The 21,625-nt window shown below is 59.1% G+C and carries 22 protein-coding genes and 4 tRNA genes; 8 read left to right on the forward strand and 18 right to left on the reverse strand.

Annotation, left to right across the window (positions count from 1 at the left end; translation table 11 throughout):
* Nucleotides 1-36: 36 nt before the first annotated feature.
* From M8R19_RS10945 to M8R19_RS10970, 6 genes are all read right to left on the reverse strand, one after another.
* Nucleotides 37-112 (reverse strand) — tRNA-Thr (locus tag M8R19_RS10945).
* 35 nt (nucleotides 113-147) lie between these two features.
* Entirely contained in the window at nucleotides 148-789 is a 642-nt protein-coding gene (locus M8R19_RS10950; RefSeq protein WP_249917800.1) for a class I SAM-dependent methyltransferase, read from the reverse strand.
* 47 nt (nucleotides 790-836) lie between these two features.
* Nucleotides 837-1,256 (reverse strand): hypothetical protein, encoded by a 420-nt coding sequence (locus M8R19_RS10955; protein WP_249917801.1) that lies wholly within the window; start codon nucleotides 1,254-1,256, stop codon nucleotides 837-839.
* A gap of 34 nt (nucleotides 1,257-1,290) precedes the next feature.
* Nucleotides 1,291-1,701, reverse strand: coding sequence for a pilin (locus tag M8R19_RS10960; protein ID WP_249917802.1), 411 nt, complete (start codon nucleotides 1,699-1,701; stop codon nucleotides 1,291-1,293).
* Nucleotides 1,702-2,078: 377 nt separating this feature from the next.
* Nucleotides 2,079-2,492: a pilin gene (locus tag M8R19_RS10965; RefSeq protein ID WP_249917803.1), complete on the reverse strand. Its 414-nt coding sequence runs from the start codon at nucleotides 2,490-2,492 to the stop codon at nucleotides 2,079-2,081.
* Between the two features lie 107 nt (nucleotides 2,493-2,599).
* Nucleotides 2,600-5,488 (reverse strand): O-linked N-acetylglucosamine transferase, SPINDLY family protein, encoded by a 2,889-nt coding sequence (locus M8R19_RS10970; RefSeq protein ID WP_249917804.1) that lies wholly within the window; start codon nucleotides 5,486-5,488, stop codon nucleotides 2,600-2,602.
* Between the two features lie 136 nt (nucleotides 5,489-5,624).
* Here M8R19_RS10970 and pilB point away from each other — a divergent pair, with 136 nt between their 5' ends.
* The 5 genes from pilB to yacG all read left to right on the forward strand — a co-directional run bounded on the left by pilB (nucleotide 5,625) and on the right by yacG (nucleotide 10,309).
* Nucleotides 5,625-7,328, forward strand: coding sequence for a type IV-A pilus assembly ATPase PilB (gene pilB / locus M8R19_RS10975; protein ID WP_249917805.1), 1,704 nt, complete (start codon nucleotides 5,625-5,627; stop codon nucleotides 7,326-7,328).
* A gap of 3 nt (nucleotides 7,329-7,331) precedes the next feature.
* The gene (locus tag M8R19_RS10980; protein WP_249917806.1) at nucleotides 7,332-8,549 is read left to right on the forward strand and encodes a type II secretion system F family protein; all 1,218 of its coding nucleotides are present in this window, start codon (nucleotides 7,332-7,334) and stop codon (nucleotides 8,547-8,549) included.
* Nucleotides 8,550-9,422 carry a prepilin peptidase gene (locus M8R19_RS10985; RefSeq protein WP_249917807.1) on the forward strand — a complete coding sequence of 291 codons (873 nt, stop codon included), beginning with the start codon at nucleotides 8,550-8,552 and terminating at the stop codon, nucleotides 9,420-9,422.
* 72 nt (nucleotides 9,423-9,494) lie between these two features.
* Nucleotides 9,495-10,103 (forward strand): dephospho-CoA kinase, encoded by a 609-nt coding sequence (gene coaE, locus M8R19_RS10990; RefSeq protein ID WP_249917808.1) that lies wholly within the window; start codon nucleotides 9,495-9,497, stop codon nucleotides 10,101-10,103.
* Complete coding sequence (yacG, locus tag M8R19_RS10995) at nucleotides 10,100-10,309, forward strand: DNA gyrase inhibitor YacG (RefSeq protein ID WP_043272268.1); 210 nt, start codon at nucleotides 10,100-10,102, stop codon at nucleotides 10,307-10,309. Before coaE ends, yacG begins: the two co-directional genes overlap by 4 nt.
* Nucleotides 10,310-10,552: 243 nt before the next feature.
* On the opposite strand, the gene M8R19_RS11000 is transcribed toward yacG, so the two are convergent.
* The 4 genes from M8R19_RS11000 to M8R19_RS11015 all read right to left on the reverse strand — a co-directional run bounded on the left by M8R19_RS11000 (nucleotide 10,553) and on the right by M8R19_RS11015 (nucleotide 12,479).
* On the reverse strand, nucleotides 10,553-10,768 hold the full coding sequence (locus M8R19_RS11000; RefSeq protein WP_116422668.1) for a hypothetical protein: 216 nt from the start codon (nucleotides 10,766-10,768) through the stop codon (nucleotides 10,553-10,555).
* A gap of 107 nt (nucleotides 10,769-10,875) precedes the next feature.
* Nucleotides 10,876-11,592, reverse strand: coding sequence for an energy-coupling factor ABC transporter permease (locus tag M8R19_RS11005; protein WP_249917809.1), 717 nt, complete (start codon nucleotides 11,590-11,592; stop codon nucleotides 10,876-10,878).
* Entirely contained in the window at nucleotides 11,589-12,059 is a 471-nt protein-coding gene (locus tag M8R19_RS11010) for an FAD/FMN-containing dehydrogenase (RefSeq protein WP_249917810.1), read from the reverse strand. The genes M8R19_RS11005 and M8R19_RS11010 overlap by 4 nt, the downstream gene beginning before the upstream one ends.
* 3 nt (nucleotides 12,060-12,062) lie before the next feature.
* Nucleotides 12,063-12,479: a GNAT family N-acetyltransferase gene (locus tag M8R19_RS11015; RefSeq protein ID WP_249917811.1), complete on the reverse strand. Its 417-nt coding sequence runs from the start codon at nucleotides 12,477-12,479 to the stop codon at nucleotides 12,063-12,065.
* Between the two features lie 132 nt (nucleotides 12,480-12,611).
* Here M8R19_RS11015 and M8R19_RS11020 point away from each other — a divergent pair, with 132 nt between their 5' ends.
* From M8R19_RS11020 to M8R19_RS11030, 3 genes are all read left to right on the forward strand, one after another.
* Complete coding sequence (locus M8R19_RS11020) at nucleotides 12,612-13,241, forward strand: DUF1780 domain-containing protein (protein WP_009617612.1); 630 nt, start codon at nucleotides 12,612-12,614, stop codon at nucleotides 13,239-13,241.
* 69 nt (nucleotides 13,242-13,310) lie between these two features.
* Entirely contained in the window at nucleotides 13,311-13,484 is a 174-nt protein-coding gene (locus M8R19_RS11025; RefSeq protein ID WP_009617611.1) for a DUF3094 family protein, read from the forward strand.
* Between the two features lie 46 nt (nucleotides 13,485-13,530).
* The gene (locus M8R19_RS11030) at nucleotides 13,531-14,829 is read left to right on the forward strand and encodes an NAD(P)/FAD-dependent oxidoreductase (protein ID WP_249917812.1); all 1,299 of its coding nucleotides are present in this window, start codon (nucleotides 13,531-13,533) and stop codon (nucleotides 14,827-14,829) included.
* Between the two features lie 384 nt (nucleotides 14,830-15,213).
* Here M8R19_RS11030 and cyoE read toward each other — a convergent pair whose 3' ends face one another.
* From cyoE to M8R19_RS11070, 8 genes are all read right to left on the reverse strand, one after another.
* Nucleotides 15,214-16,101 (reverse strand): heme o synthase, encoded by an 888-nt coding sequence (gene cyoE, locus M8R19_RS11035; protein WP_043272262.1) that lies wholly within the window; start codon nucleotides 16,099-16,101, stop codon nucleotides 15,214-15,216.
* 10 nt (nucleotides 16,102-16,111) lie between these two features.
* Nucleotides 16,112-16,450: a cytochrome o ubiquinol oxidase subunit IV gene (gene cyoD, locus M8R19_RS11040; RefSeq protein ID WP_009617607.1), complete on the reverse strand. Its 339-nt coding sequence runs from the start codon at nucleotides 16,448-16,450 to the stop codon at nucleotides 16,112-16,114.
* A complete protein-coding gene (cyoC, locus tag M8R19_RS11045; protein WP_249917813.1) occupies nucleotides 16,450-17,079 on the reverse strand; it encodes a cytochrome o ubiquinol oxidase subunit III in 630 nt (209 codons plus the stop codon). Before cyoC ends, cyoD begins: the two co-directional genes overlap by 1 nt.
* Before the next feature lie 3 nt (nucleotides 17,080-17,082).
* Entirely contained in the window at nucleotides 17,083-19,059 is a 1,977-nt protein-coding gene (gene cyoB / locus M8R19_RS11050) for a cytochrome o ubiquinol oxidase subunit I (protein ID WP_249917814.1), read from the reverse strand.
* 8 nt (nucleotides 19,060-19,067) lie between these two features.
* On the reverse strand, nucleotides 19,068-19,994 hold the full coding sequence (cyoA, locus tag M8R19_RS11055) for a ubiquinol oxidase subunit II (protein WP_009617601.1): 927 nt from the start codon (nucleotides 19,992-19,994) through the stop codon (nucleotides 19,068-19,070).
* Between the two features lie 1,316 nt (nucleotides 19,995-21,310).
* Nucleotides 21,311-21,386: transfer RNA gene (locus M8R19_RS11060), tRNA-Lys, on the reverse strand.
* A 6-nt stretch (nucleotides 21,387-21,392) separates the two neighbouring features.
* Nucleotides 21,393-21,469: transfer RNA gene (locus M8R19_RS11065), tRNA-Pro, on the reverse strand.
* A gap of 9 nt (nucleotides 21,470-21,478) precedes the next feature.
* Nucleotides 21,479-21,554 (reverse strand) — tRNA-Asn (locus M8R19_RS11070).
* Between the last annotated feature and the right edge of the window lie 71 nt (nucleotides 21,555-21,625).

Raw genomic sequence — 21,625 nt, forward strand, 5'->3', positions numbered from 1 at the left:
CAAAAGGCCCCGCCGAAGCGGGGCCTTTGCCAAAGATGGTGCCGGTAAGAGGAATCGAACCCCCGACCTTCTCATTACGAATGAGCTGCTCTACCGACTGAGCTACACCGGCGGGCGGGCGTAAGCTAGCATTGCAGCTCGCTCGAATCAATCATTAGATGTATAGACCACCGTCTCGATATTGAATTCGCGGCTATAGATAGTGCCCGCGCAGTCTTTCTGAATGCGCTCATTGCTTACCAACTCAGGATACGCCAACGCGTGTAAACCGAACACGACATCCCTAGTTACCACAACCTGCTGAAATCCTGCACCAAACAAGGCTCGCGCCAAGGACCGCGCGGTGAACGCAGTTTTATGCGCCATAAAGTGATTCCCTTCGGCAAGCGCCTCTCGGTGGCCATAAAGAATATCCAGAGCGGCTATTGGCCCAGAGGGAGAGTCGTACAGTGTCGTTTCAACACTTTCAGACTCAACTATCGCCTTTGCAACGGACAACACATCAGGGCACTTGACTACTGCGACACCATCAAGTCGTAAAACTCTACGAAACTCTGCCAGAGCAATAGGCACTTCGTGAGGAAATAGATGCTCAACATTATGCGAGGAATAAATGGCACTCACCGTACCATCCTCCACGATAGACATGTCTAGCATAGAAGCAACAATATCCGGATATACGGACTCATCAATATCCAGCCTGATCTCTTGCCACTCACCTTGATGGAATAGCGGCGGCAAATGGCTAAGATCTGTCGGACCACATCCGATGTGAAGTACTGTATTCATCCGCCATCCAAGCCCTGACAAAAAATGTCACCAACCGCCAAATTCTATCACCCAAGCTTTCCTGCCTTGGTCATAGCCAAGACAAGACCTTCAGTGGCCAGCTTGACAAACTGATCAGAGTACCCTAGCTCCGAAAGCCGCCAACGAAAAGCATTGGCAAACATAGCCTGACGCATGAACCCTATGCCAGAAGAAACCCGAAAATCAGCCGCCTTGGCGTAAACGGCTTCAAGAATCTTAGTAATTTTGTTGGCCGACAATACCTTAGTAGATCCATCAAGAAGCTTAGGCGGCAACGCCTTAGCGAGCTCCTCAGCTAACCCCACAGCGTACTCTCGGGCATCTGAACCGGTAAAAAAAGCGATCAAGCTCACTCCACTACCACTCCCATCATCATTCGAATCCCAGTCCAGCGGCAGATTCTGAGAGAAACGGACACAACATTGGCGGAGGACGCCATCAGGCACCCATCCTCCGCCCTGCTGAGCACGGTCTCAGAATTTAGCCGCGGCAAGAACCAGGCATTACGTCAACCGGAGTGCCACTGCAAACCCAAGTCACAGTGCCAGCACTCGAGACCCAAGTCGGAGTGAGGGTAACAGTCACATCACGCCCGACGGAGGTGGTGGCGCTGGAACCATTGACAGTAATGACGCCATTGGTACCCACAGTGGCAGAGGTAACGCGCCCAACGGCATTGACGGTGCAGCCCGAGGCATTCAGCGTGCTAAGAGATTGCGACACCTCTGTCACACAAGTACGCGCGCTACTGGCAGCAAGGATCAGCTCGGACACACGAGCCTTAACGGTGTAGTTCTGGTACGCCGGCAGCGCGATAGCCGCCAAGATACCGATAATCGCGACCACGATCATCAGCTCAATCAGGGTGAAACCCTTCTGAAGAGATTTCATACTCATTCTCCTTGGGAAATTTTACAGGCAGCACAGGCCACCTTCACACAACAAAGCAAGCATGATGCCAGACTCAAACGGGACTGATCACCCAAAAAACTAGAAGAACGAGTGCATTCAAATAACGCCAAAACGACGAGCAGACCAATCACGAGCCCAGACATTGGAGTTTTTATTATGGAACTCTCCGACTTGGTGTTTCCGGTCAGCAACGAGAAGTCAGGCAAACATCCAGGCACTTTCCAAAAGCGATAAATAGGTATCAGCTCGATAGAAATTCGGAGATCCAACGCTATCTGAAAGTCGACATCCACGAAAAAGAAAACGCCCCAGCGGAAAAAACCCGCCAGGGCGTCATGCACCATTTTCTGAGGAAATTAGCCGCGGCAGGAACCCGGCATAATGTCAACAGGAGTACCACTGCAGACCCAAGTCACAGTACCCGCACTCGAAACCCAGGTCGGAGTCAGGCTGACAGTCACATCACGACCAACGGAAGTCGTAGCTGTCGAACCATTCACCGTAATGACGCCAGTATCAGTTGCGACGGAAGCAGCAGTTACGCGCCCAACAGCATTGACGGTACATCCGGAAGCGCTAAGAGTGCCTTGCGATTGGGACACTTCGGTGATGCAGGTTCGGCCACTGCTAGCGGCGAGAATCAGTTCGGACACGCGAGCCTTCACGGTATAGTTTTGATAGGCAGGCAGGGCAATAGCCGCCAAGATGCCGATAATTGCCACCACAATCATCAGCTCAATCAGAGTAAACCCCTTCTGAAGCGATTTCATACACGTCTCCTTGAATTAGATGTAGGCAGTTGACCTGCTACCCGCATCCCAAGCAAAGATAGTGCCATGTTGCAAAGCGACAATCCTACAAGCACCGGCCCTGCCTCTCATCTTGCGCGATAAAGCTCGCGAAGAAGCAGCCAACCATCAGAACCGTCCTTCAGCGGCAAGGCTACACCACCAGGAACCACTCTAGATTTGGCAGCCCTTAGTGCTTCATAGCGATCGCAAAATGCCTGTGCAGCTTGTCGCCAGATTTCATCCCCCGGAAGATCCGCGATCCGTCTCAACACTCCAATACCAGGCACAACCCCCACGCGCAGTCCAGCACGCGATGCACGATAGCTCCACTCAAGCTCGGGCAGACACCCGACATCGTCCAGTGCCCCATCCAGCGGAACCTCCACAAAGGAGGACCGACGCGCAACGACGACACACCCCTCCACGGCTTGAATATCATCTACATATCGTTCACCGGAGTAGACGCAAAGCTCCAGTCCGCTGCGAGCATGTACAGCTGGCAGTACCAATGCGCCGTGCACCTGTCCATCCTCCGAATCAAACCAGAGCGGAGAAGCCAACCGCCTCGTCCCTGCGCTTCCCACAACATCAAACCTCTCCATGGCGCTGCAGACTTCCCGATGAAAATCATGGGAGACAATTTCAGCATCCTCATGCAGGAGCACAACTATCTCTCCCTTAACGCGGCTCAGCAGATCCGAGTACGAGAGCATACGGGTCAGACCTTCACCGCGCAGCAATTCGTAGCGCTGAGGGGGGAGCAATTGGGAAAGCCCGTGCGAAACTCGAGCAAATTTCTCTTCACTATCGCAATGCACCAAGATGGAGATGAATCGCTCTCCAGGCTCGACGACCTGAGGCAACTCCGAGCGTAATCGGCTAGAAGCGGCAGCCCTGTAGACATCCAAGTGTAAACCATACTGCTCGCGCACCCGGAGGTCGCCGGAAAGACTCTCCACACGCCGAAGAGCCTCTCCATCCATTCCGAGCAGCAACTGAAATCGTGCTAGGTATACAGCGATTTCCGACGGTAGTGTCTCTCCCATCGGCTCGCTTGCCTTGAGAAGGTAACCGTAGGCACTTTCGCACCCTTCTGACCGCTCTAACAAGCGAGCCTTCAGAAGGATGCATCGGGCGCTGTCAGGATGACGTTTGAGGCAATAACTGACAATTCTTGTCGCAGCACCGAAATTTCCTGCTTCATACACAGTCAGAGCTCTAGCGCTCAAGACCTCCTCAGACAGTGCACCTTTTTCTTCAGGGCCAACATGCGGCATAGAGACGTCATCGAGCGCTTGCAGGCAAGCCACCTCGAAGCCCTTGGCATAGAGCCGCCCATTCCCCAAAGGGGACGCCTTAAGCTTTTGGCGCATATCAGCGCGAATGGCCGATAACCTGGCCGGATTCAAGGCTAAGGAAACCGCCTTAGAAACATACTCATCCCCGTCGCTAGCTATCAGCTCTGTCAGCCCCAGCTCATGCAACATGGAGCTCCCCATGCGGGATAGCAGGATCTCCCCCTGCAACGTGACAACTGGCACGCCCATCCACAAGGCAAAGGCAGTAGTAGTCCCCCCATTGAACGGATAAGTATCTAAAATTATATCGATATCTGCATAAGCATTAAAAAGTTGACCAGGACTATCTGGCAGATCAAGACGCACTCGCTGCAAGTCCATCCCAGCCAATACCAGCCTTTCTTCAAACTTACTCTTGGCAGTTGGATCCTGAAAAGTAATTGACTTGATTATCAACCTACCACCAGGAACCTCGCAAAGTATTCTCTGCCAGCACTCCAGCATCTTCATAGAAATCTTAGATGTATTACCGAAGCATCCAAAAGTAGTGAAGCCTCGGTCTATACTTGGAGCTGGAGACGGATCCGGAGATATTTCCATTGGATCAAAACACCAGAAGGTACCAGGCAAGCGTAAGAGACGTTCCGAATAAAATCGCTCAGTTCCGGGCGGCGCCGCATATTTATCCACGACTTTAAAATCCATTTCTTGCAACCCGGTAGTCGGAGGATATCCCAAGGCCGTCAACTGCACACGAGCCAACTTTTTCCTCAGCAACCCAGTTCTATTTATAGATGTATGACCAGCCAACTCTATCAAAATATCAAGATCATCTTTGATCAGCAACTCTTCGAAAGCATCATCTGTAATCCCTGGAACATGGTAGAACCTGTCACACTTCGACCTAATCAACTCGGTCTGCTCATCCACACTGGGAAATTCATAATACGCATAAATTTCAAATTTATCTCGATCATGCCATTCCAGCAGCGGCCTAAAAAAATACCTAACCGAATGCTGACGCAAGTCAGGAGAAACATACCCAATACGAATCTTCCCTGGGCTCCGCTGCTCAAAGCTTTTCACTTTAGCTCGATTTACAGCAGAAAGAGTACCAGCCCAAAACGCATGCTCAGAATAAATTTCTTCTGCTGAAACCCCCTCTACCGCACATATATTAAATAGGTAGTTCTCGGCAAACCTGTTATCATCAAACTGTTTCAGCCAAGCCGAAAGATACAGCTCACGAGCCTCATCAGCCTGCCCCCAGAAAGTTCTGATTCTGGCCATTGCGGAGTCGATGTATCCTGCCCCCGGCATCAATTCGCGCGCACGCTCAAGCAACTCCATCGCCCTAGCACTCTGGAATGCTTCATTGAGTTGCGCAGCATGGTTGACCAACGCAGGAGCAAAGGTGTCATCTAGCAGAGCCGCATTCTCAAACAGACGCCTGGCCTCCTCCTCGCGCCCAATCGTGTTGAGCAACGCTGCCAAATCATTCATCGCCGCACTGTTGTAGGGCTCCGCTCTCAGCACGGCCTCAAAGCCACCGATCGCCTCGATCAAGCGCCCTTGATCACGCAACTCAGCAGCTCGCTCCAGCATTTTTTGGACATCACCCTTGACGGCATGAGGCTTCCTGACCGAAAAAAAGGACCGAATCAACCCCCAGAACATATCCCCCCCTGGCAAACACCTTGAGACTCAGGAAGCGATGCGGAAGCATAAAATGCATCACACATCACACTTATTGAAATGCAATAACGACCATACTAGTCTGTAGCACCAGACGCCTGACAGCCCAGAGCATTTTATGAATGACATCGTAAACCTTACAGGACTCGCCAAGCAACTAGTGCTGGCTGGGCTTCTGGACGAAAGGACAGCCACACAAGCTTATACCCAGGCACAGAAAAATAAGATCTCACTAACCACCTATCTTTCACAAAATAAAATTGTTGATAGCTTAAAAATTGTCGAGATATCAGCCGAACAGTTCGGCATAGCCTATTTCGACTTAAATAGCCTTGACAAAGATTCAATACCCAGAGAGGCAATTTCAGAAAAACTGATTCGCCAGCACAGAATCCTGCCCCTATGGAAAAGAGGCAACAAACTCTTCATCGGGATATCAGATCCAGCCAATCATCAATCAGTTACTGATGTACAGTTCAGCACTGGCCTCACAACTGAAGCCTTGTTAGTAGAAGATAACAAACTTGGCGAGGCTATTGAAAAGCTTTTTGAGAGTGTCACAGGTGGATTCGACGACTTGGGTGATGTCGACCTAGATGGTCTAGACATTGAAAGCGGTGAATCCGAACGTAAAGAAGAGAGCATTGGGGGGGATGCCGACGATGCCCCAGTTGTTCGCTTCGTGAACAAGATGCTTCTAGACGCCATAAAAGGTGGTTCTTCCGACTTGCACTTCGAGCCTTACGAGAAAATTTATCGTGTTCGCTTCCGCACCGATGGAATTCTTCAAGAGGTCGCCAAACCACCGATTCAGTTAGCCAGCCGCATTTCTGCACGCCTCAAAGTGATGGCAGGGCTGGACATTTCTGAACGACGCAAACCACAGGACGGCCGCATCAAGATGCGTGTATCCAAGAGCAAGTCCATTGACTTCCGTGTCAATACGCTTCCCACGCTATGGGGAGAAAAAATTGTAATGCGGATTCTCGACTCAGCCAGCGCACAGATGGGCATTGATGCCCTTGGCTACGAGGATGCACAGAAACAACTCTATCTTGAAGCTCTTAAGCAACCACAGGGCATGATCCTGGTAACCGGTCCGACCGGGTCCGGCAAGACCGTCTCCCTCTATACCGGCCTGAATATCCTCAATACTCCGGATATCAATATCTCCACTGCCGAAGACCCGGTAGAGATCAACCTCGAAGGTATCAACCAGGTCAACGTCAACCCTCGCCAGGGCATGGACTTCGCCCAAGCGTTGCGCGCCTTCCTGCGCCAGGATCCGGACGTAATCATGGTCGGTGAGATACGTGACCTGGAAACCGCCGAGATCGCCATCAAGGCTGCGCAGACCGGCCATATGGTAATGTCTACCCTGCACACCAACAGCGCGGCGGAAACCCTGACCCGCCTGCTGAACATGGGCGTGGCCTCCTTCAACCTAGCTACCTCTACCAATCTGATCATCGCCCAGCGTCTGGCACGTAAGCTCTGCCCACACTGCAAGAAGGAGCACGATATCCCTCACGAAACACTGCTCCACGAAGGTTTTCCCAAGGACAGGATCGGCAGCTTCAAGCTCTACGCTCCCGTAGGGTGCGAAAATTGCAAGAATGGCTACAAGGGCCGCGTGGGTATTTATGAAGTGGTTAAAATCACTCCCGCACTGCAACGGATTATCATGGAAGAAGGCAACTCCATTCAGATCGCGGAACAGGCCCGCAAGGAAGGCTTCAATGACCTTCGCACCTCAGGCCTATTCAAGGCCATGCAAGGCGTGACCAGCCTCGAGGAAGTCAACCGCGTGACCAAGGATTAATCCATGGCGGAAAAAGCTTTGAAAACCAGTACCTTTCTCTTTGAGGGCACGGACAGAAAGGGGGGAAAGGTAAAAGGGGAGCTCTCAGGAACCAACAGTGCATTGGTCAAGGCGCAATTGCGCAAGCAGGGTATCAACCCGACCAAAGTGCGCAAGAAAGGCATTTCCCTGCTGAGCAAAGGCAAGAAAATCAAGCCCATGGATATCGCACTGTTCACTAGACAGATGGCGACCATGATGGGCTCGGGTGTCCCTCTGCTGCAATCCTTCGATATCATTGCTGAGGGATTCGACAATCCCAATATGAAAAAGCTCGTCGAGGACATCAAGCAAGAGGTGGCTGCAGGCAACAGCCTAGCCAACTCACTGCGCAAAAAACCCCTGTATTTCGATGACCTTTACTGCAACTTAGTCGATGCCGGCGAGCAGTCGGGTGCTCTAGAAACACTGCTGGACCGGGTGGCCACATATAAGGAAAAGACCGAGTCCCTCAAAGCCAAAATCAAAAAGGCGATGACCTATCCAGTGGCAGTAGTTGTTGTGGCCGTTATTGTTTCAGCAATTTTACTGATCAAGGTAGTACCACAGTTCCAATCCGTTTTTGCAAATTTTGGCGCAGAGTTACCTGCCTTCACACAAATGGTTATCGGCTTGTCGGAAGCACTGCAACAGTGGTGGTTCATCGTCTTGATCGCTTTGTTTGCACTAGCCTTCTCTCTCCGCGAAGCCCATCGGAGATCGGAAAAATTTCGCGACTCAGTGGATCGACTGACCCTCAAGCTTCCTATCATCGGAGGCATCATCTATAAATCCGCAGTTGCTCGCTACGCACGTACTCTTTCCACCACATTCGCGGCAGGTGTTCCTCTCGTGGAAGCATTGGACTCAGTTTCCGGCGCCACAGGTAATGTGGTATTCCGCAACGCGGTTACCAAAATCAAGCAGGATGTATCCTCCGGCACCCAGCTTAATTTCTCCATGCGCACCACTGGGATATTTCCCAGCATGGCTGTGCAGATGGCCGCAATCGGTGAAGAGTCTGGCTCCTTGGACTCCATGCTGGATAAGGTAGCGAGTTATTACGAAGAAGAAGTCGACAACGCCGTTGACAACCTAACCACATTGATGGAACCGATGATCATGGCCGTTCTCGGCGTACTGGTCGGTGGCTTGATCATCGCCATGTACCTTCCCATCTTCCAACTCGGCAACGTTGTCTAAATGCCTGTACTCGACTTCCTGGCCAGCCACGCGCTGGCCTTTGTTTTATGCGCCACCCTGCTCGGCCTTCTGGTCGGCAGCTTCCTCAATGTGGTCATCCATCGCCTGCCGAAGATGATGGAGCTGGAATGGCAACAACAAGCGCGTGACGCTCTTTCTCTGCCTCAGCCTGAGCAGAAGCCCACCTACAACCTGGTCCTGCCCAACTCCCAGTGCCCGCATTGCGGTCATGAAATCCACGCTTGGGAAAATATCCCCGTGGTCAGCTACCTTGCCCTACGCGGCAAGTGCTCGGCCTGCAAGGCGCCGATCAGTGCGCGTTATCCACTGGTCGAGCTGGCCACCGCCCTGCTTTCCGGTTTCGTTGCCTGGCATTTCGGCTTTACCTGGCAGGCCGGGGCCATGCTGTTGCTGACCTGGGGGCTGCTGGCCATGAGCATGATCGACGTCGACCACCAGTTGTTGCCGGATGCGCTGGTGCTGCCGCTGCTCTGGCTGGGGTTGATCGTCAATTACTTCGGGCTTTTCACCAGCCTGGGCGATGCGCTCTGGGGCGCGGTGTTCGGTTACCTGAGCCTGTGGTCGGTGTACTGGCTGTTCAAGCTGCTGACCGGCAAGGAAGGCATGGGCTATGGCGACTTCAAGCTGCTGGCCATGCTCGGCGCCTGGGGTGGCTGGCAGGTGTTGCCGTTGACCATTCTGTTCTCGTCCCTGGTCGGGGCCGTGCTGGGGGTCATTCTGCTGCGCCTGCGCAATGCCGAGAGCGGTACGCCGATCCCCTTCGGGCCCTATCTGGCCATCGCCGGCTGGATTGCGCTGCTCTGGGGTGATCAAATAACCACTACCTATCTGCAGTTCGCCGGTTTCCGGTAGTCCCTGCTCGAACGCTGGCTCGCCTGGGCCCCGCGTTCGCGGGGCAACGGGGAGCCTGGCGCGAGGAGTACGATGAAACCCTGGATCCTTGGCCTCACCGGCGGCATCGGCAGCGGCAAGAGCGCCGCCGCAGCCCACTTCGCCAACCTTGGCGTGCACATGGTGGATGCCGACCATGCCGCGCGCTGGGTCGTCGAGCCCGGCCGGCCGGCGCTGGCGAGCATAGTGGAGCGCTTCGGCGAAGCCATGCTGCAGCCTGACGGCACCCTGAACCGCGCCGCCCTGCGCGAGCGCATCTTCCTGTCCGCGGAAGAGCGCCGCTGGCTGGAGCAGTTGCTGCACCCGCTGATCGGCCAGGAGATCGCCAGCAACCTGGCGCAGGCCGAGTCGCCCTATGCCATTCTGGTTTCGCCGTTGCTGGTGGAATCCGGACAGCACCGCATGGCCCAGCGGGTGCTGGTGGTGGATACGCCTGAGCACCTGCAGTTGGAGCGCACCGTGCGCCGGGACAACGTCTCCGAGGAACAGGTGCGCGCCATTCTCCAGGCGCAGGCGCAACGCGACGACCGCCTCAAGCATGCCGATGACATACTGCTGAACGACCGCGATCTCGGCCACCTGCAGCGCGAAGTGGAGCGCCTGCACGACTTTTATCTCAGCCTGCGCGGAGAACGCCCATGAGCCAGCCCCTGACCGTTGAATGCCCGACCTGCGGCGCCCCGGTGGAGTGGAGCGCCAAGAGCCTCTACCGCCCCTTCTGTTCCGAGCGCTGCAAGCTCATCGACCTGGGCGCCTGGGCCGCCGAGGAGCATGCGATTCCCGGCAATGACCTGGAGGACGATGTGTTCTCCGGGGAGTTGGATGCCCCACCACTGCGGGGGCATTGAGGGTTCGCGAGGTGGGATGGGCCGGCCTGTTGGCCGGCATCGCGGGTAAACCCGCTCCTACGTCACTGGCTGGCGGCGATTTTCGTAGGAGCGAGCTTGCTCGCGAACCGCATGGCAGCGCGTTTGTTCGCGAGCAAGCTCGCTCCTACGAAGAGCATCTCGGCGCGGGCCCTGGGTTATTCCCCCCGTGGAGCTGCGCTTGCATGGTTCCGAAAGGAGTCCATTCGTAGGCAATCTGGCGGCTTACGGCCGCATGAACGCGTAGTCCCGATCCTCATCGAGGTTGTCGGCGAGGAAGTGTAGTTCGTGCGCCAGGTCCTTTTCCGTGCGGACCTGGGCGTTGGCCCGCACCACCGAGCTGAGCAGGGCGCGCAGCACCAGTTGCGTGTCCATGCCCGCCGCTTCGGCTTCCAGCAGCAGTTCGTGAAGGCGTTGTTCGGCCCAACTGTGAATGCTCATGCCGTTCTCCATTGCTGTGGGGCAGCAGAGTGTCCCGGCGTGGCGATCACGGCGAACTGACCTGGATCAATCCGAGGAAAGGGATGACAGCGGCGAATTGGCTGTCATCAATGCGGCTCATCCTCGTCGTCCTTGTTCTCTTCCTTCTTCTCTTCCTTCCAGGGCGCCTGCAGGTAGCGGGTGCGGTTGAAGGTTTCCAGCCAGTCCGGGTAGAACACCACCAGGCCGGTGACCACGGTGCCGTTGATGAAGGCCTCGGGGAACATGATCAGCCACAGGTAGCCAATGAAGTCGTCCAGCCAGGGCGGCATCGGGAAGATGCCGTCGACCCACAGCAGGCCCAGGCCCAGCAGCATGCAGCACAGCGCCGCCAGCGCCGCGGGGAAGAAGCCCGAGCAGAAGATGTAGACGAACAGGTTGCGCGGCTGGCGGCGTTCGACGAACAGCGCCGCCATTTCGGTGATGAACACCGGCACCAGCACCAGCAGCACGCCGTTGACGCCGATCGCCACCCAGTCCTGGCGCCCCAGCAGGCACAGGCCGAGTTGCGCCACCAGGCCGACGAGTATCGCCAGCGGCCAGTCCAGCAGCAGGGTCACCGCGGTCATGCCGATGAAATGGAACGACAGCCCCGAGGCGAAGTCCCGGCGCACCAGCCACAGCAGGAACAACGCCAGCATGGTGCCGAACACCAGGTGCTGGCGGCGGAAATCGCTGACCATTTCCACCCAGGGCGCGCGCCATGCGGCGAGGGCCAGCACGGGCAGGTAGATCGCCCAGCCCAGGGTCAGGCTCTCTTCCGAGAGCAACTGTGCGGCTATCACTTGCCGACCTGCTCCAGCGCCTCGCGCAGCGTGGGCGCCGAGGAATAGGCCTGACTGGCCACCACCCTGCCCTGCTGCAGGCTTATCCACAGCACGCTGTCTTCCGGCACCTGGAAGTGGCTGGCCACCCGCGGCTCGCGGTCGAGCAGCACGCGGTAGTTGTAGTCGCGCATGGCCGGCACGGCGAACATCTTGGAGATCAGCGAGGGCATGCGGCTGATGTCGGCGACGAAGACCGCGTGGCGTTGCTCCAGGTAACCCTGCGGGCGCCCTTCCAATGCCGCCTTCACCAACTTGCCGCCGGCCATGTCGCGCGCCACCAGCAGGACCTTCAGGTCATCGTTCTGGGTGTAGGACTTGTCGTACTGGTCGAGCAGCGTCCAGCCCGTCGGGGCACCCTCCTCGCCGGCGGCCAGGGCCAGCAGCGGGACCAAGGACAGCAACAGTGCGACGCAGACTCTTCTCATTACTCAGACTCCGGCGGAATAGATCAGGATGTCGTCGCGCCGCCCCCAGCCGGCCTGGCCCTCCCAGAAGGCCATCGCTTCGGGGGCGTCGCGCAGGACGAAGACATGGGACTTGCCGATGCCCAGCCGCGCCAGGCGTGCCAGGGCCTCGTCGAGCATCCGCCGGGCCAGCCCGCGGCCGCGGTAGGGCGCGTCCACCACCAGGTGCTGCAGGTAGCCGCGGCGGCCGTCATGGCCGACCAGCAGGCTGCCGATCAGCGCACCCTCGGCCTCCAGCACCAGGCTGAGGTCGGGGTTGCGGGCGAGGTAGGCGGCGAAGGGTTCGAATTCGTCATCGCGGCGCAGTTGGATGCCCGGCGTACGTTCCCAGAGGGCGATGAGCCGCGGGTGATCGGCGGTCGAGGCGCTGCGCAGGAACATGCTGAAGGGCTCCGGGGAAGGATCGCCACAGTGTACACAGGGCGCCGCCGATTCCGCCGCTTTTGCCCCGCCGCGGGGTGAGGCGCCATGTCGCAGTGGGACCTATGCGCCAGCAGCGGCTAAGCTGTTGATATGAATGAAGCCGATTACCTGCACCTGCTCCGGCGCCAGGCGGAACTGGCCAATGAGTTCCTCTCCAACGCGCGCAAGTGGGACCGGGAGTGCTGGGCCTGCGAGCGCCTGCTGCAGACGCTCAAGGTGCCCTTTCGCCAGGACGAGTTCATCGCGCCGGAACAGCAGCCGCCGGACGTGCTGTTTCGCGATGCCTGCTTCGAGGTGTTCTTCGTCCTCGACGAGGGCCGCCGGCTCAACGAGGAATGGCGCGACGAACTGCAGCGCCGGCGCCTGGCCCAGAGCCTGCGCCAGCTGATCCGTCGCGAGCAGAAGCCCAGGCGGATCAACTGCGCCGAGCTGCAGCGGCGCCTGGCGCCGACCCTGCGCAAGAAGGCGCACAACTACAGCGAGCGCGGCATCGACCCGGGCGAGCTGGACCTGCTCGCCTTCGTCAGCCTCAAGCGCGAAACGCCGGACTTCAACACCCCTTTTCCGCCGCCCACCGAGTTCCTGCGCCAGGGCTGGCGTTCGCTGTCGCTGGTGGGGCCGAACTTCGCCCGGGTGATCTTCGCCCACGACGACGCCCCGGACTTCCTGCGCGACCAGCTCGGCCGCGTGGTGCTGCTGGACAACGGTGTCGGGCTCTGACCGCCGGGTCGGATTGAGCGCGAGCCAACAGCCGACTAGAATGCTCGGCATTAGAAACGGAGGCCGCCCATGCCCAGTCGCTTGAGCCCCGAAGACCAGCAGAAGGTCGAGCAGTACCTCAGCTCGCCCGTTCACCAAGTCGAGCGTGCACCTTTCAAGCCCTGGCTGATGATGGCCGGGCTCACCCTCGTGGTCATCGTCCTGGGACTGCTCAGCCGCCTCCTGGCCTACCTCGCGCATTAGCAGCGCCGCCGGCCCGCACAGGATTCCCTAGCTATGAGTACGTCCCATGTCCCATCGTATCGTGATCGTCGGCGGCGGCGCCGGCGGGCTGGAGCTCGCGACCCGTCTCGGCCGCACCCTGGGTAAGAAGGGCCGCGCCCAGGTCACCCTGGTCGACGCCAACCTCACCCACATCTGGAAACCCCTGCTGCACGAAGTGGCCGCCGGTTCGCTCAACTCCTCGGAGGATGAGCTGAACTACGTCGCCCAGGCGAAATGGAACCACTTCCAGTTCCAGCTCGGCCGGATGAGCGGGCTGGACCGCGCGACCAAGCGCATCCAGCTGGCCGCCACCCTCGACGAGGACGGCCGCGAGCTGTTGCCGGCGCGCACCCTGGACTACGACACCCTGGTCCTGGCCATCGGCAGCACCACCAACGACTTCGGCACCGCCGGGGCCGCGCAGCACTGCATCTTCCTGGACACCCGCGAGCAGGCCGAGCGCTTCCACAAGCAACTGCTCACCCACTACCTGCGTGCCCATGCCCGCCAGGGCGAGGACGACCAGATCAGCGTGGCCATCGTCGGCGCCGGCGCCACCGGCGTCGAGCTGTCGGCCGAGCTGCACCATGCCGCGCAGGAACTGGCGGCCTACGGGCTGACCGGCATCCAGCCGGAGAACATGCGCATCACCCTGATCGAGGCCGGCCCGCGCGTGCTGCCGGCGCTGCCCGAGCGCATCAGCCAGCCGGTGCACCGCACCCTGGAGAAGCTCGGCGTGCGGGTGATGGTCGGCTCGCCGGTCAGCGAGGTGACCGCCGAGGGCCTGAAGACCGCCAGCGGCGAGTTCATCCCCGCCAGCCTCAAGGTCTGGGCCGCCGGCATCCGCGCCTCCAGCCTGCTGAAGGACCTGGACGGCCTGGAGAGCAACCGCATCAACCAGTTGGTGGTGCGCCCGACCTTGCAGACCACCCGCGACGACGACATCTTCGCCTTCGGCGACTGCGCGGCTTGCCCGCTCGGCGACGGCAGCGAACGCAACGTGCCGCCCCGCGCCCAGGCCGCGCACCAGCAGGCCTCGCTGCTGGCCAAGTCGCTGGTGGCGCGCCTGGACGGCAAGCCGCTGGGGGAATACCGCTACACCGACTATGGTTCGCTGATCTCGCTGTCGCGCTTCAGCGCCGTGGGCAATCTCATGGGCAACCTGATGGGCAGCGTGAAGCTGGAAGGCTGGCTGGCGCGGATGTTCTACATCTCGCTGTACCGCATGCACCAGATGGCGCTGTATGGCTTCACCCGCACGGCGCTGATGATGATCGGCGACCGCATCGGGCGTAGCACCGAGCCGCGGTTGAAGTTGCATTGACGCGCCGGGAAACGGCGGATAACCGCGAACGGTTATGCGCCCTACGCAGAGGCGCCTTTCGTAGGATGGGTTGAGTTTACGAAACCCATGCGGTCGTGGTGATGGGTATCGCTTCGCTCAACGCCATCCTACGCCAGGGGGCCCGTACGCCTGTAGGAGCGGATTCATCCGCGATCCGCCCCGTGCTCCCTGTAGGAGCGGGCCCTGCCCGCGATTCGCGCGCAGGGCGCGCTCCTACAGGAGGGTTCGGCGGTGGGTCTATTGTTCGCGAGCGAGCTCGCTCCTACGAAAAGCCGTGCCCGTCCGCACCGTATCGTCCGCGATGTTTTTCCAGGCATGAAAAAGCCGCCCCTCGGGGCGGCTTTTTCGTACCACTGGCTTGCCTTAGAGCGCGGCGACCAGCGCCGGGGCCGGGAGACCCTGGAAGTCGATCGACATCATCAGGCTCAGCACGCTGATGGCGATGATGGAGAACGCGAACAGCTTGCGTGCCCACAGGCGATCGTCTTCGGCGCGGAAGCCCGACACGGCGATGAACAGCCACCAGGCGCTGACCGCCAGGGCCACCACCAGGTAACCGTAGCCGGCGAAGCCGGTCACGGTCAGCAGCAGGGTGGCGGCGCCGAAGGCCAGCACGTAGTAGAGTATCTGCCGCTTGGTCGCCTCGATGCCGCGCGCCACCGGCCACACCGGGATACCCGCCGCCTTGTAGTCGTTCAGGCGGAAGATGGCGATGGCGTAGGAGTGCGGCATCTGCCACAGGCAGAAGATCAGCAGCAGCACCGCGGCGCCCATGTCGAAATGACCGGCCGCGGCGCAATAGCCCACCACCGGCGGCATGGCCCCGGAGAGGCTGCCCACCAGGGTGCCGTAGATCGAGGTGCGCTTGAGCCACAGACTGTAGAAGCCGACGTAGACCACGAAGCCGAACGCCGCCATCAGGGTCGCCTGCAGGTTGGTCTTCCACAGCAGCAGGCCGAAGCCGGCCAGGCCGAGCACCACGCCGTGGGCCAGGGCGGCCTTCAGCGAGATCTGCCCGGTCACGGTCACGCGGCCGCGGGTCCGCTCCATGTGGCGGTCGATGTCGCGGTCGATGCAGTTGTTCAGCACGCAACCACTGGCCACCACCAGCGACAGCCCGATCACCGTCGCCAGCAGCAGCATCGGGTCGACACTGCCGCGCGCGGCGAGGAAGAAGCCCCCCGCCACGGCGATCAGGTTGCCGAAGATGATGCCCGGCTTGGTCACCAGGAGATAACGCTTCAGCTTCACGTCGTCAGCCTCAGTTCACCATCGGCATCATCAGGCCATCGGCGCTGAAGATGATCCACAGCGACAGGCCCACCACCAGCAGGATGACGATCACCGTGAAGATGAACGCCATCACGTTCCAGCGGCCTTCCGAGGACATGTTCATGTGCAGGAAGCACACCAGATGCACCACCACCTGCACCAGGCCGAGGATGACCATGGTGAGGATGGTCGCGTGGCGGGTGAAGCCGCCGTCCATGACCATGTAGAACGGAATCGCGGTGAGGATGATCGACAGCACGAAACCGATTGCGTAGGAACCCAGGCTGCCGTGGCCGGCGCCGTGGTTGTCGTGTGCAGCGGCGCTCATTACACGGCCCCCATCAGGTAGACGACTGTGAATACGCAGATCCAGACGATGTCCAGGAAGTGCCAGAACAGGCTCAGGCACATCATGCGGGTGTTGGTCTGCGCGGTCAGGCCACGGCTGCCGATCTGCGCCATCAGCACCAGCATCCACAGCAGGCCGGCGGTCACGTGCAGGCCGTGCATGCCGACCAGGGTGAAGAAGGACGACAGGAACGCGCTGCGGCTCGGGCCGAAGCCTTCGACGATCAGGTGATGGAACTCGTTGACTTCCATCGCGATGAACGCGGCGCCGCAGAGGAAGGTCACGCCCAGCCAGGCGATGGCCTTGGCCTTGGCGCCCTTGTGCGCGGCCAGCATGGCCAGGCCGTAGGTGCAACTGGAGATCAGCAGGATCGCGGTTTCGACGGCCACGTAGGGCAGTTCGAAGATGTCCTTGCCGCTGGGGCCGCCGGCCGTATGGCCGACGAGCACAGCGTAGGTGGCGAAGACACTGGCGAACAGGATGCAGTCGGTCATCAGGTACAGCCAGAAGCCGAAGACCGTCATGCCACCCGAGTCGTGGTGTTCGTGATCGTGGTCATGCCCCGCTTCGTGGGCGACCGAGTGTTTGCTCAATACTGCCGTAGACATGGATCAGACCTGTTTGGCGAGTTGCTGGAAGTGGCGGTTCTCGATGCGCTCGATCTCGTCCGGCTGGACGTAGTAGTCCAGGTCGGTGACGTAGCTGCGCACGATGACGGAGGCGATCATGCCGACGAAGCCGATGCCCGCGAGCCACCAGATGTGCCAGATCGCAGCGAAGCCGAAGATGAAGGCGAACAGCGCGATGGAGAAGCCAGCGGCGGTGTTCTTCGGCATGTGGATCGGCTTGTACGAGGCCGGGGCCTGGTAGGCGCGGCCGTTCTGCTTCATTTCGTGGAAGGCGTCGACATCACGCACCACCGGCAGCTCGGCGAAGTTGTAGTACGGCGGCGGCGAGGAAGTGGACCATTCCAGGGTACGGCCGCCCCACGGGTCGCCGGTCACGTCGGCCAGTTGCTTGCGGTTCTTGATGGAGACGAACAGCTGGATCAGCTGGCTGAGGATGCCGAACAGGATCAGCACGGCGCCGAAGAACGCCACCACCAGGTACGGCTTCCACAGCGGGTTGTCGTAGTGGTTCAGGCGACGGGTCATGCCCATGAAGCCGAGGATGTACAGCGGCATGAAGGCCATGTAGAAGCCGACCAGCCAGCACCAGAAGGAACGCTTGCCCCACTTCTCGTCCAGCTTGAAGCCGAAGGCTTTCGGGAACCAGAAGACGAAGCCGGCCAGGTAGCCGAACACCGCGCCACCGATGATGGTGTTGTGGAAGTGAGCGATCAGGAACAGGCTGTTGTGCAGCAGGAAGTCAGCACCCGGGATCGCCAGCAGCACGCCGGTCATGCCACCGATGGTGAAGGTGATCATGAAGCCCAGGGTCCACAGGATCGGGGTGTCGAAGCGCAGGCGGCCACGGTAGATGGTGAACAGCCAGTTGAACAGCTTCACCCCGGTCGGGATGGAGATGAGCATGGTCGCAACGCCGAAGAAGCCGTTGACGTCGCCGCCCGAACCCATGGTGAAGAAGTGGTGCAGCCACACGGTGAAGCCGAGGAAGGTGATCGCGGCGCTCGCCCACACCATCGAGGTGTAGCCGAACATGCGCTTGCCGGCGAAGGTGGCGGTGACTTCGGAGAAGATACCGAAAGCCGGCAGGATCAGGATGTACACCTCAGGATGGCCCCAGGCCCAGAAGAGGTTGATGTACATCATGGCGTTGCCGCCGAGCTCGTTGGTGAAGAAGTGCATGTCCAGGTAGCGATCCAGCGACAGCAGGCCCAGGGCCGCGGTCAGGATCGGGAAGGACGCAACGATCAGGATGTTGGCGAAGGTGCAGGTCCAGGTGAAGATCGGCATCTGCATCAGCTTCATGCCCGGGGTGCGCATCTTGAACACGGTGACCAGGAAGTTGATACCGGTCAGCAGCGTACCCATGCCGGATATCTGCAAGGCCCAGATGTAGTAGTCCACACCCACGCCCGGGCTGTAGGCCAGCTCGGACAGCGGCGGGTAGGCCACCCAGCCGGTACGGGCGAATTCGCCCAGGCCCAGGGACACGTTGACCAGCATCGCACTGACCACCAGCAGCCAGAAGCTGAGGGAGTTCAGGAACGGGAAGGCCACGTCGCGGGCGCCGATCTGCAGCGGCACGGCCAGGTTCATCAGGCCGGTCATGAAGGGCATGGCCATGAAGATGATCATGATCATGCCGTGCGCGGTGAAGATCTGGTCGTAGTGCTCAGGCGGCAGGAAGCCGTGGTTCGAGCCTTCGGCCAGGGCCAGCTGGCCGCGCATCATGATGGCGTCGGCGAAGCCGCGCAGCAGCATGATCAGGGCGACGATGATGTACATCACGCCGATCTTCTTGTGGTCGATGGAGGTCAGCCATTCGGTCCACAGGTAGGTCCACTTGCGGTAGTAGGTGACCGCGCCGAAGACGCCGATGCCCAACAGGGCAACGACCGCCAGCGTGATCATGATGATCGGCTCGTGGTAGGGCACGGCCGACAGAGTCAGTTTCCCGAACATCTGCGCGGTTACTCCTGGATACTCGGATTGGATTGCGATTCTGCTTCGCCTTCGGCGTGTTCAGCCTTGCCCTTGCCCATCGCCAGGCCAGCACGCTCGTGCTTGGTCAGGATGTGCTGGAACAGGTCCGGGGTGACCGAGGAGAAGTAGGTAGCCGGAACGTTCTCGCTCGGCTTGGCCAGCTCGGGGAAGCCTTCCTCGGTGAGGCCGGCCTGGGCGGACTTGACCTTGGCGACCCAGTCCTGGAAGCCCTGCTCGGAAGTGGCGATGGCCTTGAACTTCATGCCGGAGAAGCCGCTGCCGCTGTAGTTCGCGGAGATGCCGTCGAACACGCCTTCTTCGTTGGCGATCAGGTGCAGCTTGGTCAGCATCCCGGTCATCGAGTAGATCTGGCTACCCAGTTGCGGGATGAAGAAGGAGTTCATCACGGTGTCCGAGGTGATCTGGAAGTTCACCGGGGTGTCTTTCGGGAAGGCGATCTCGTTGACGGTCGCAATGCCCTGTTCCGGATAGATGAACAGCCATTTCCAGTCCAGCGAGACGGCCTGGATGGTGATCGGCTTGACGTCGGAATCCAGCGGGCGATAGGGGTCCAGCTTGTGGGTGGATTCCCAGGTCAGCCAGCCGAGGATGGCGATGATGATGCAAGGCACCAGCCACACCACCACCTCAATGCGGGTGGAGTGCGCCCAGTCGGGCATGTAGGTGGCCTTGGTGTTGGAAGCGCGGTATTTCCAGGCGAATGCCAGGGTCATGACGATGACCGGCACCACCACGAGCAGCATCAGCAGGGTGCAGGTGATGATCAGCGACTTCTCGTCGACGCCGATCTGCCCCTTGGGGTCGAACAGGACCATGTTGCAACCACCCAGCGAGAGCAGGGGGAGCAGCACGGACAATCTCTTCAGGTATCCAGAGTACTGGTCTATTTTCATCTTGCGGCCTTAATGGATGAACATAGCTACACCGCCCATGAGATTTACCCACGCAGGGTTCATGCTCGACGAACTGCCCGCCGCGCCTTCCAAGGCGAGACGTCTTAGTGGATCCATGGGGTAGCGAATCGGCGCTGCAAGAAAACAAGGCAAAAGGAACCCAGCCCGGCTTTCGCGTAGCGAAACCGATCCGTGTGCTGATTCGTTCCGTGTTATTCAGCGTGTTGGCGCCTGCCCTGCCGCTTCCTCGGAAGCCTGCCTGGCCGACACCTGTTCACGAGCGGATTGCCCTACTCGTTGTTGAGCAGAAACCCACCACAGTCAGCCCCTCGTTGTTATTCCAGCACCGCCTGCGGCGGGTGCCTGCCAAGGTTCTGCGACGCTGGAACCGAGGCGCTATGGGGTCAGGAATGGGCGGGCGATATTACAAGACATTTCAGAAACCACTGGCAAGGCCTGACGGTCTCATTTTTAACAAGACATTATCTCGCCAGGGTTAAGAGTGGTGGCCGCAGCTGCTCGAAAAACGAGCAATTCCCACAGAAAACGCAAGGTTGGAAAAGCGCTTTTCGGAGCCTTCCGAAAGCCCTCGCCAAGAGGGCTGAATGTCCCGGCTGGCGCGGCATCCAGCCGCATCGGAAGGTGCCTTGGCGAGGTGCCTTAGAACAACCTCGCAAGGCTGGAAATGATCTCGATCAAGAGAGCCGAAAAAGCTGTCGCAAACGCCCTGCGCAGAGTGCGACACATCGCCGCAGCAAGCGATTCGGGCGGGAAAAGCGTTTCAGATTCTAACGGCGAGGCCGTTTTTGACTGGGAAAAATCCGGCCGGATATGACTGATTTCGCGAAGGGCACAAACGGTGAAAAACATTAGCTCGGCGAAATGACAGCCTCATTACGGATGGCCCGGCTTTTCGTAGGAGCGAGCTTGCTCGCGAAGGGAAGATACTGGGTGGACTCGGTTACATCCTCAAGAGCCCCTCTCCCCAGCCCTCTCCCTGAAGGGAGAGGGGGCTTGTCCGTGCCGAGAGGAGGAATGGTTTCAGCTGGAAACCTTCGGCGCTGCCGGCTAACTCAGGAATACCCACGCACTCCGAACAGTCCCCTCTCCCTTCAGGGCGGGGCGCGCAGCCGAGGGTTAGGGAGAGGGGACGGAGTTGAACCCGAGCGCAGAAGTCACCGGCCGGTTCGCGAGCAAGCTCGCTCCTACAAATCCCAGCACCAGGCAAACCCCATGCCGAAAAACGAAAAAGCCCGCAATCTCAACGAGACTGCGGGCTTTTCGATTGCCGTTCACCTGGGCGACCGGCTGGAAGATGGTGGGTCGTGTAGGATTCGAACCTACGACCAATTGGTTAAAAGCCAACTGCTCTACCGACTGAGCTAACGACCCTCGATATGGTCGGGGTAGAGAGATTCGAACTCCCGACATCCTGCTCCCAAAGCAGGCGCGCTACCGGACTGCGCTATACCCCGCTTGGAAGTTGGCTCCGCGACCTGGACTCGAACCAGGGACCCAATGATTAACAGTCATTTGCTCTACCGACTGAGCTATCGCGGAACGACGAGCCTTCCAATCCCTTCTACGTTTCGGCGTTGCCGTTTCCCGTATCAGAGGCGCGCCATTTTACG

The sequence above is a fragment of the Pseudomonas sp. R3.Fl genome (genome assembly GCF_023516765.1).
GTDB lineage: Bacteria > Pseudomonadota > Gammaproteobacteria > Pseudomonadales > Pseudomonadaceae > Pseudomonas > Pseudomonas citronellolis.

Coding starts and splice junctions, on each gene's coding strand:
- M8R19_RS10950 (WP_249917800.1), bottom strand. CDS start 789: ATGAATACAGTACTTCACATCGGATGTGGTCCGACAGATCTTAGCCAT.
- M8R19_RS10960 (WP_249917802.1), bottom strand. CDS start 1,701: ATGAAATCTCTTCAGAAGGGTTTCACCCTGATTGAGCTGATGATCGTG.
- M8R19_RS10965 (WP_249917803.1), bottom strand. CDS start 2,492: ATGAAATCGCTTCAGAAGGGGTTTACTCTGATTGAGCTGATGATTGTG.
- M8R19_RS10970 (WP_249917804.1), bottom strand. CDS start 5,488: ATGTTCTGGGGGTTGATTCGGTCCTTTTTTTCGGTCAGGAAGCCTCAT.
- pilB (WP_249917805.1), top strand. CDS start 5,625: ATGAATGACATCGTAAACCTTACAGGACTCGCCAAGCAACTAGTGCTG.
- M8R19_RS10980 (WP_249917806.1), top strand. CDS start 7,332: ATGGCGGAAAAAGCTTTGAAAACCAGTACCTTTCTCTTTGAGGGCACG.
- M8R19_RS10985 (WP_249917807.1), top strand. CDS start 8,550: ATGCCTGTACTCGACTTCCTGGCCAGCCACGCGCTGGCCTTTGTTTTA.
- coaE (WP_249917808.1), top strand. CDS start 9,495: ATGAAACCCTGGATCCTTGGCCTCACCGGCGGCATCGGCAGCGGCAAG.
- yacG (WP_043272268.1), top strand. CDS start 10,100: ATGAGCCAGCCCCTGACCGTTGAATGCCCGACCTGCGGCGCCCCGGTG.
- M8R19_RS11000 (WP_116422668.1), bottom strand. CDS start 10,768: ATGAGCATTCACAGTTGGGCCGAACAACGCCTTCACGAACTGCTGCTG.
- M8R19_RS11010 (WP_249917810.1), bottom strand. CDS start 12,059: ATGAGAAGAGTCTGCGTCGCACTGTTGCTGTCCTTGGTCCCGCTGCTG.
- M8R19_RS11015 (WP_249917811.1), bottom strand. CDS start 12,479: ATGTTCCTGCGCAGCGCCTCGACCGCCGATCACCCGCGGCTCATCGCC.
- M8R19_RS11020 (WP_009617612.1), top strand. CDS start 12,612: ATGAATGAAGCCGATTACCTGCACCTGCTCCGGCGCCAGGCGGAACTG.
- M8R19_RS11025 (WP_009617611.1), top strand. CDS start 13,311: ATGCCCAGTCGCTTGAGCCCCGAAGACCAGCAGAAGGTCGAGCAGTAC.
- M8R19_RS11030 (WP_249917812.1), top strand. CDS start 13,531: ATGTCCCATCGTATCGTGATCGTCGGCGGCGGCGCCGGCGGGCTGGAG.
- cyoD (WP_009617607.1), bottom strand. CDS start 16,450: ATGAGCGCCGCTGCACACGACAACCACGGCGCCGGCCACGGCAGCCTG.
- cyoC (WP_249917813.1), bottom strand. CDS start 17,079: ATGTCTACGGCAGTATTGAGCAAACACTCGGTCGCCCACGAAGCGGGG.
- cyoB (WP_249917814.1), bottom strand. CDS start 19,059: ATGTTCGGGAAACTGACTCTGTCGGCCGTGCCCTACCACGAGCCGATC.
- cyoA (WP_009617601.1), bottom strand. CDS start 19,994: ATGAAAATAGACCAGTACTCTGGATACCTGAAGAGATTGTCCGTGCTG.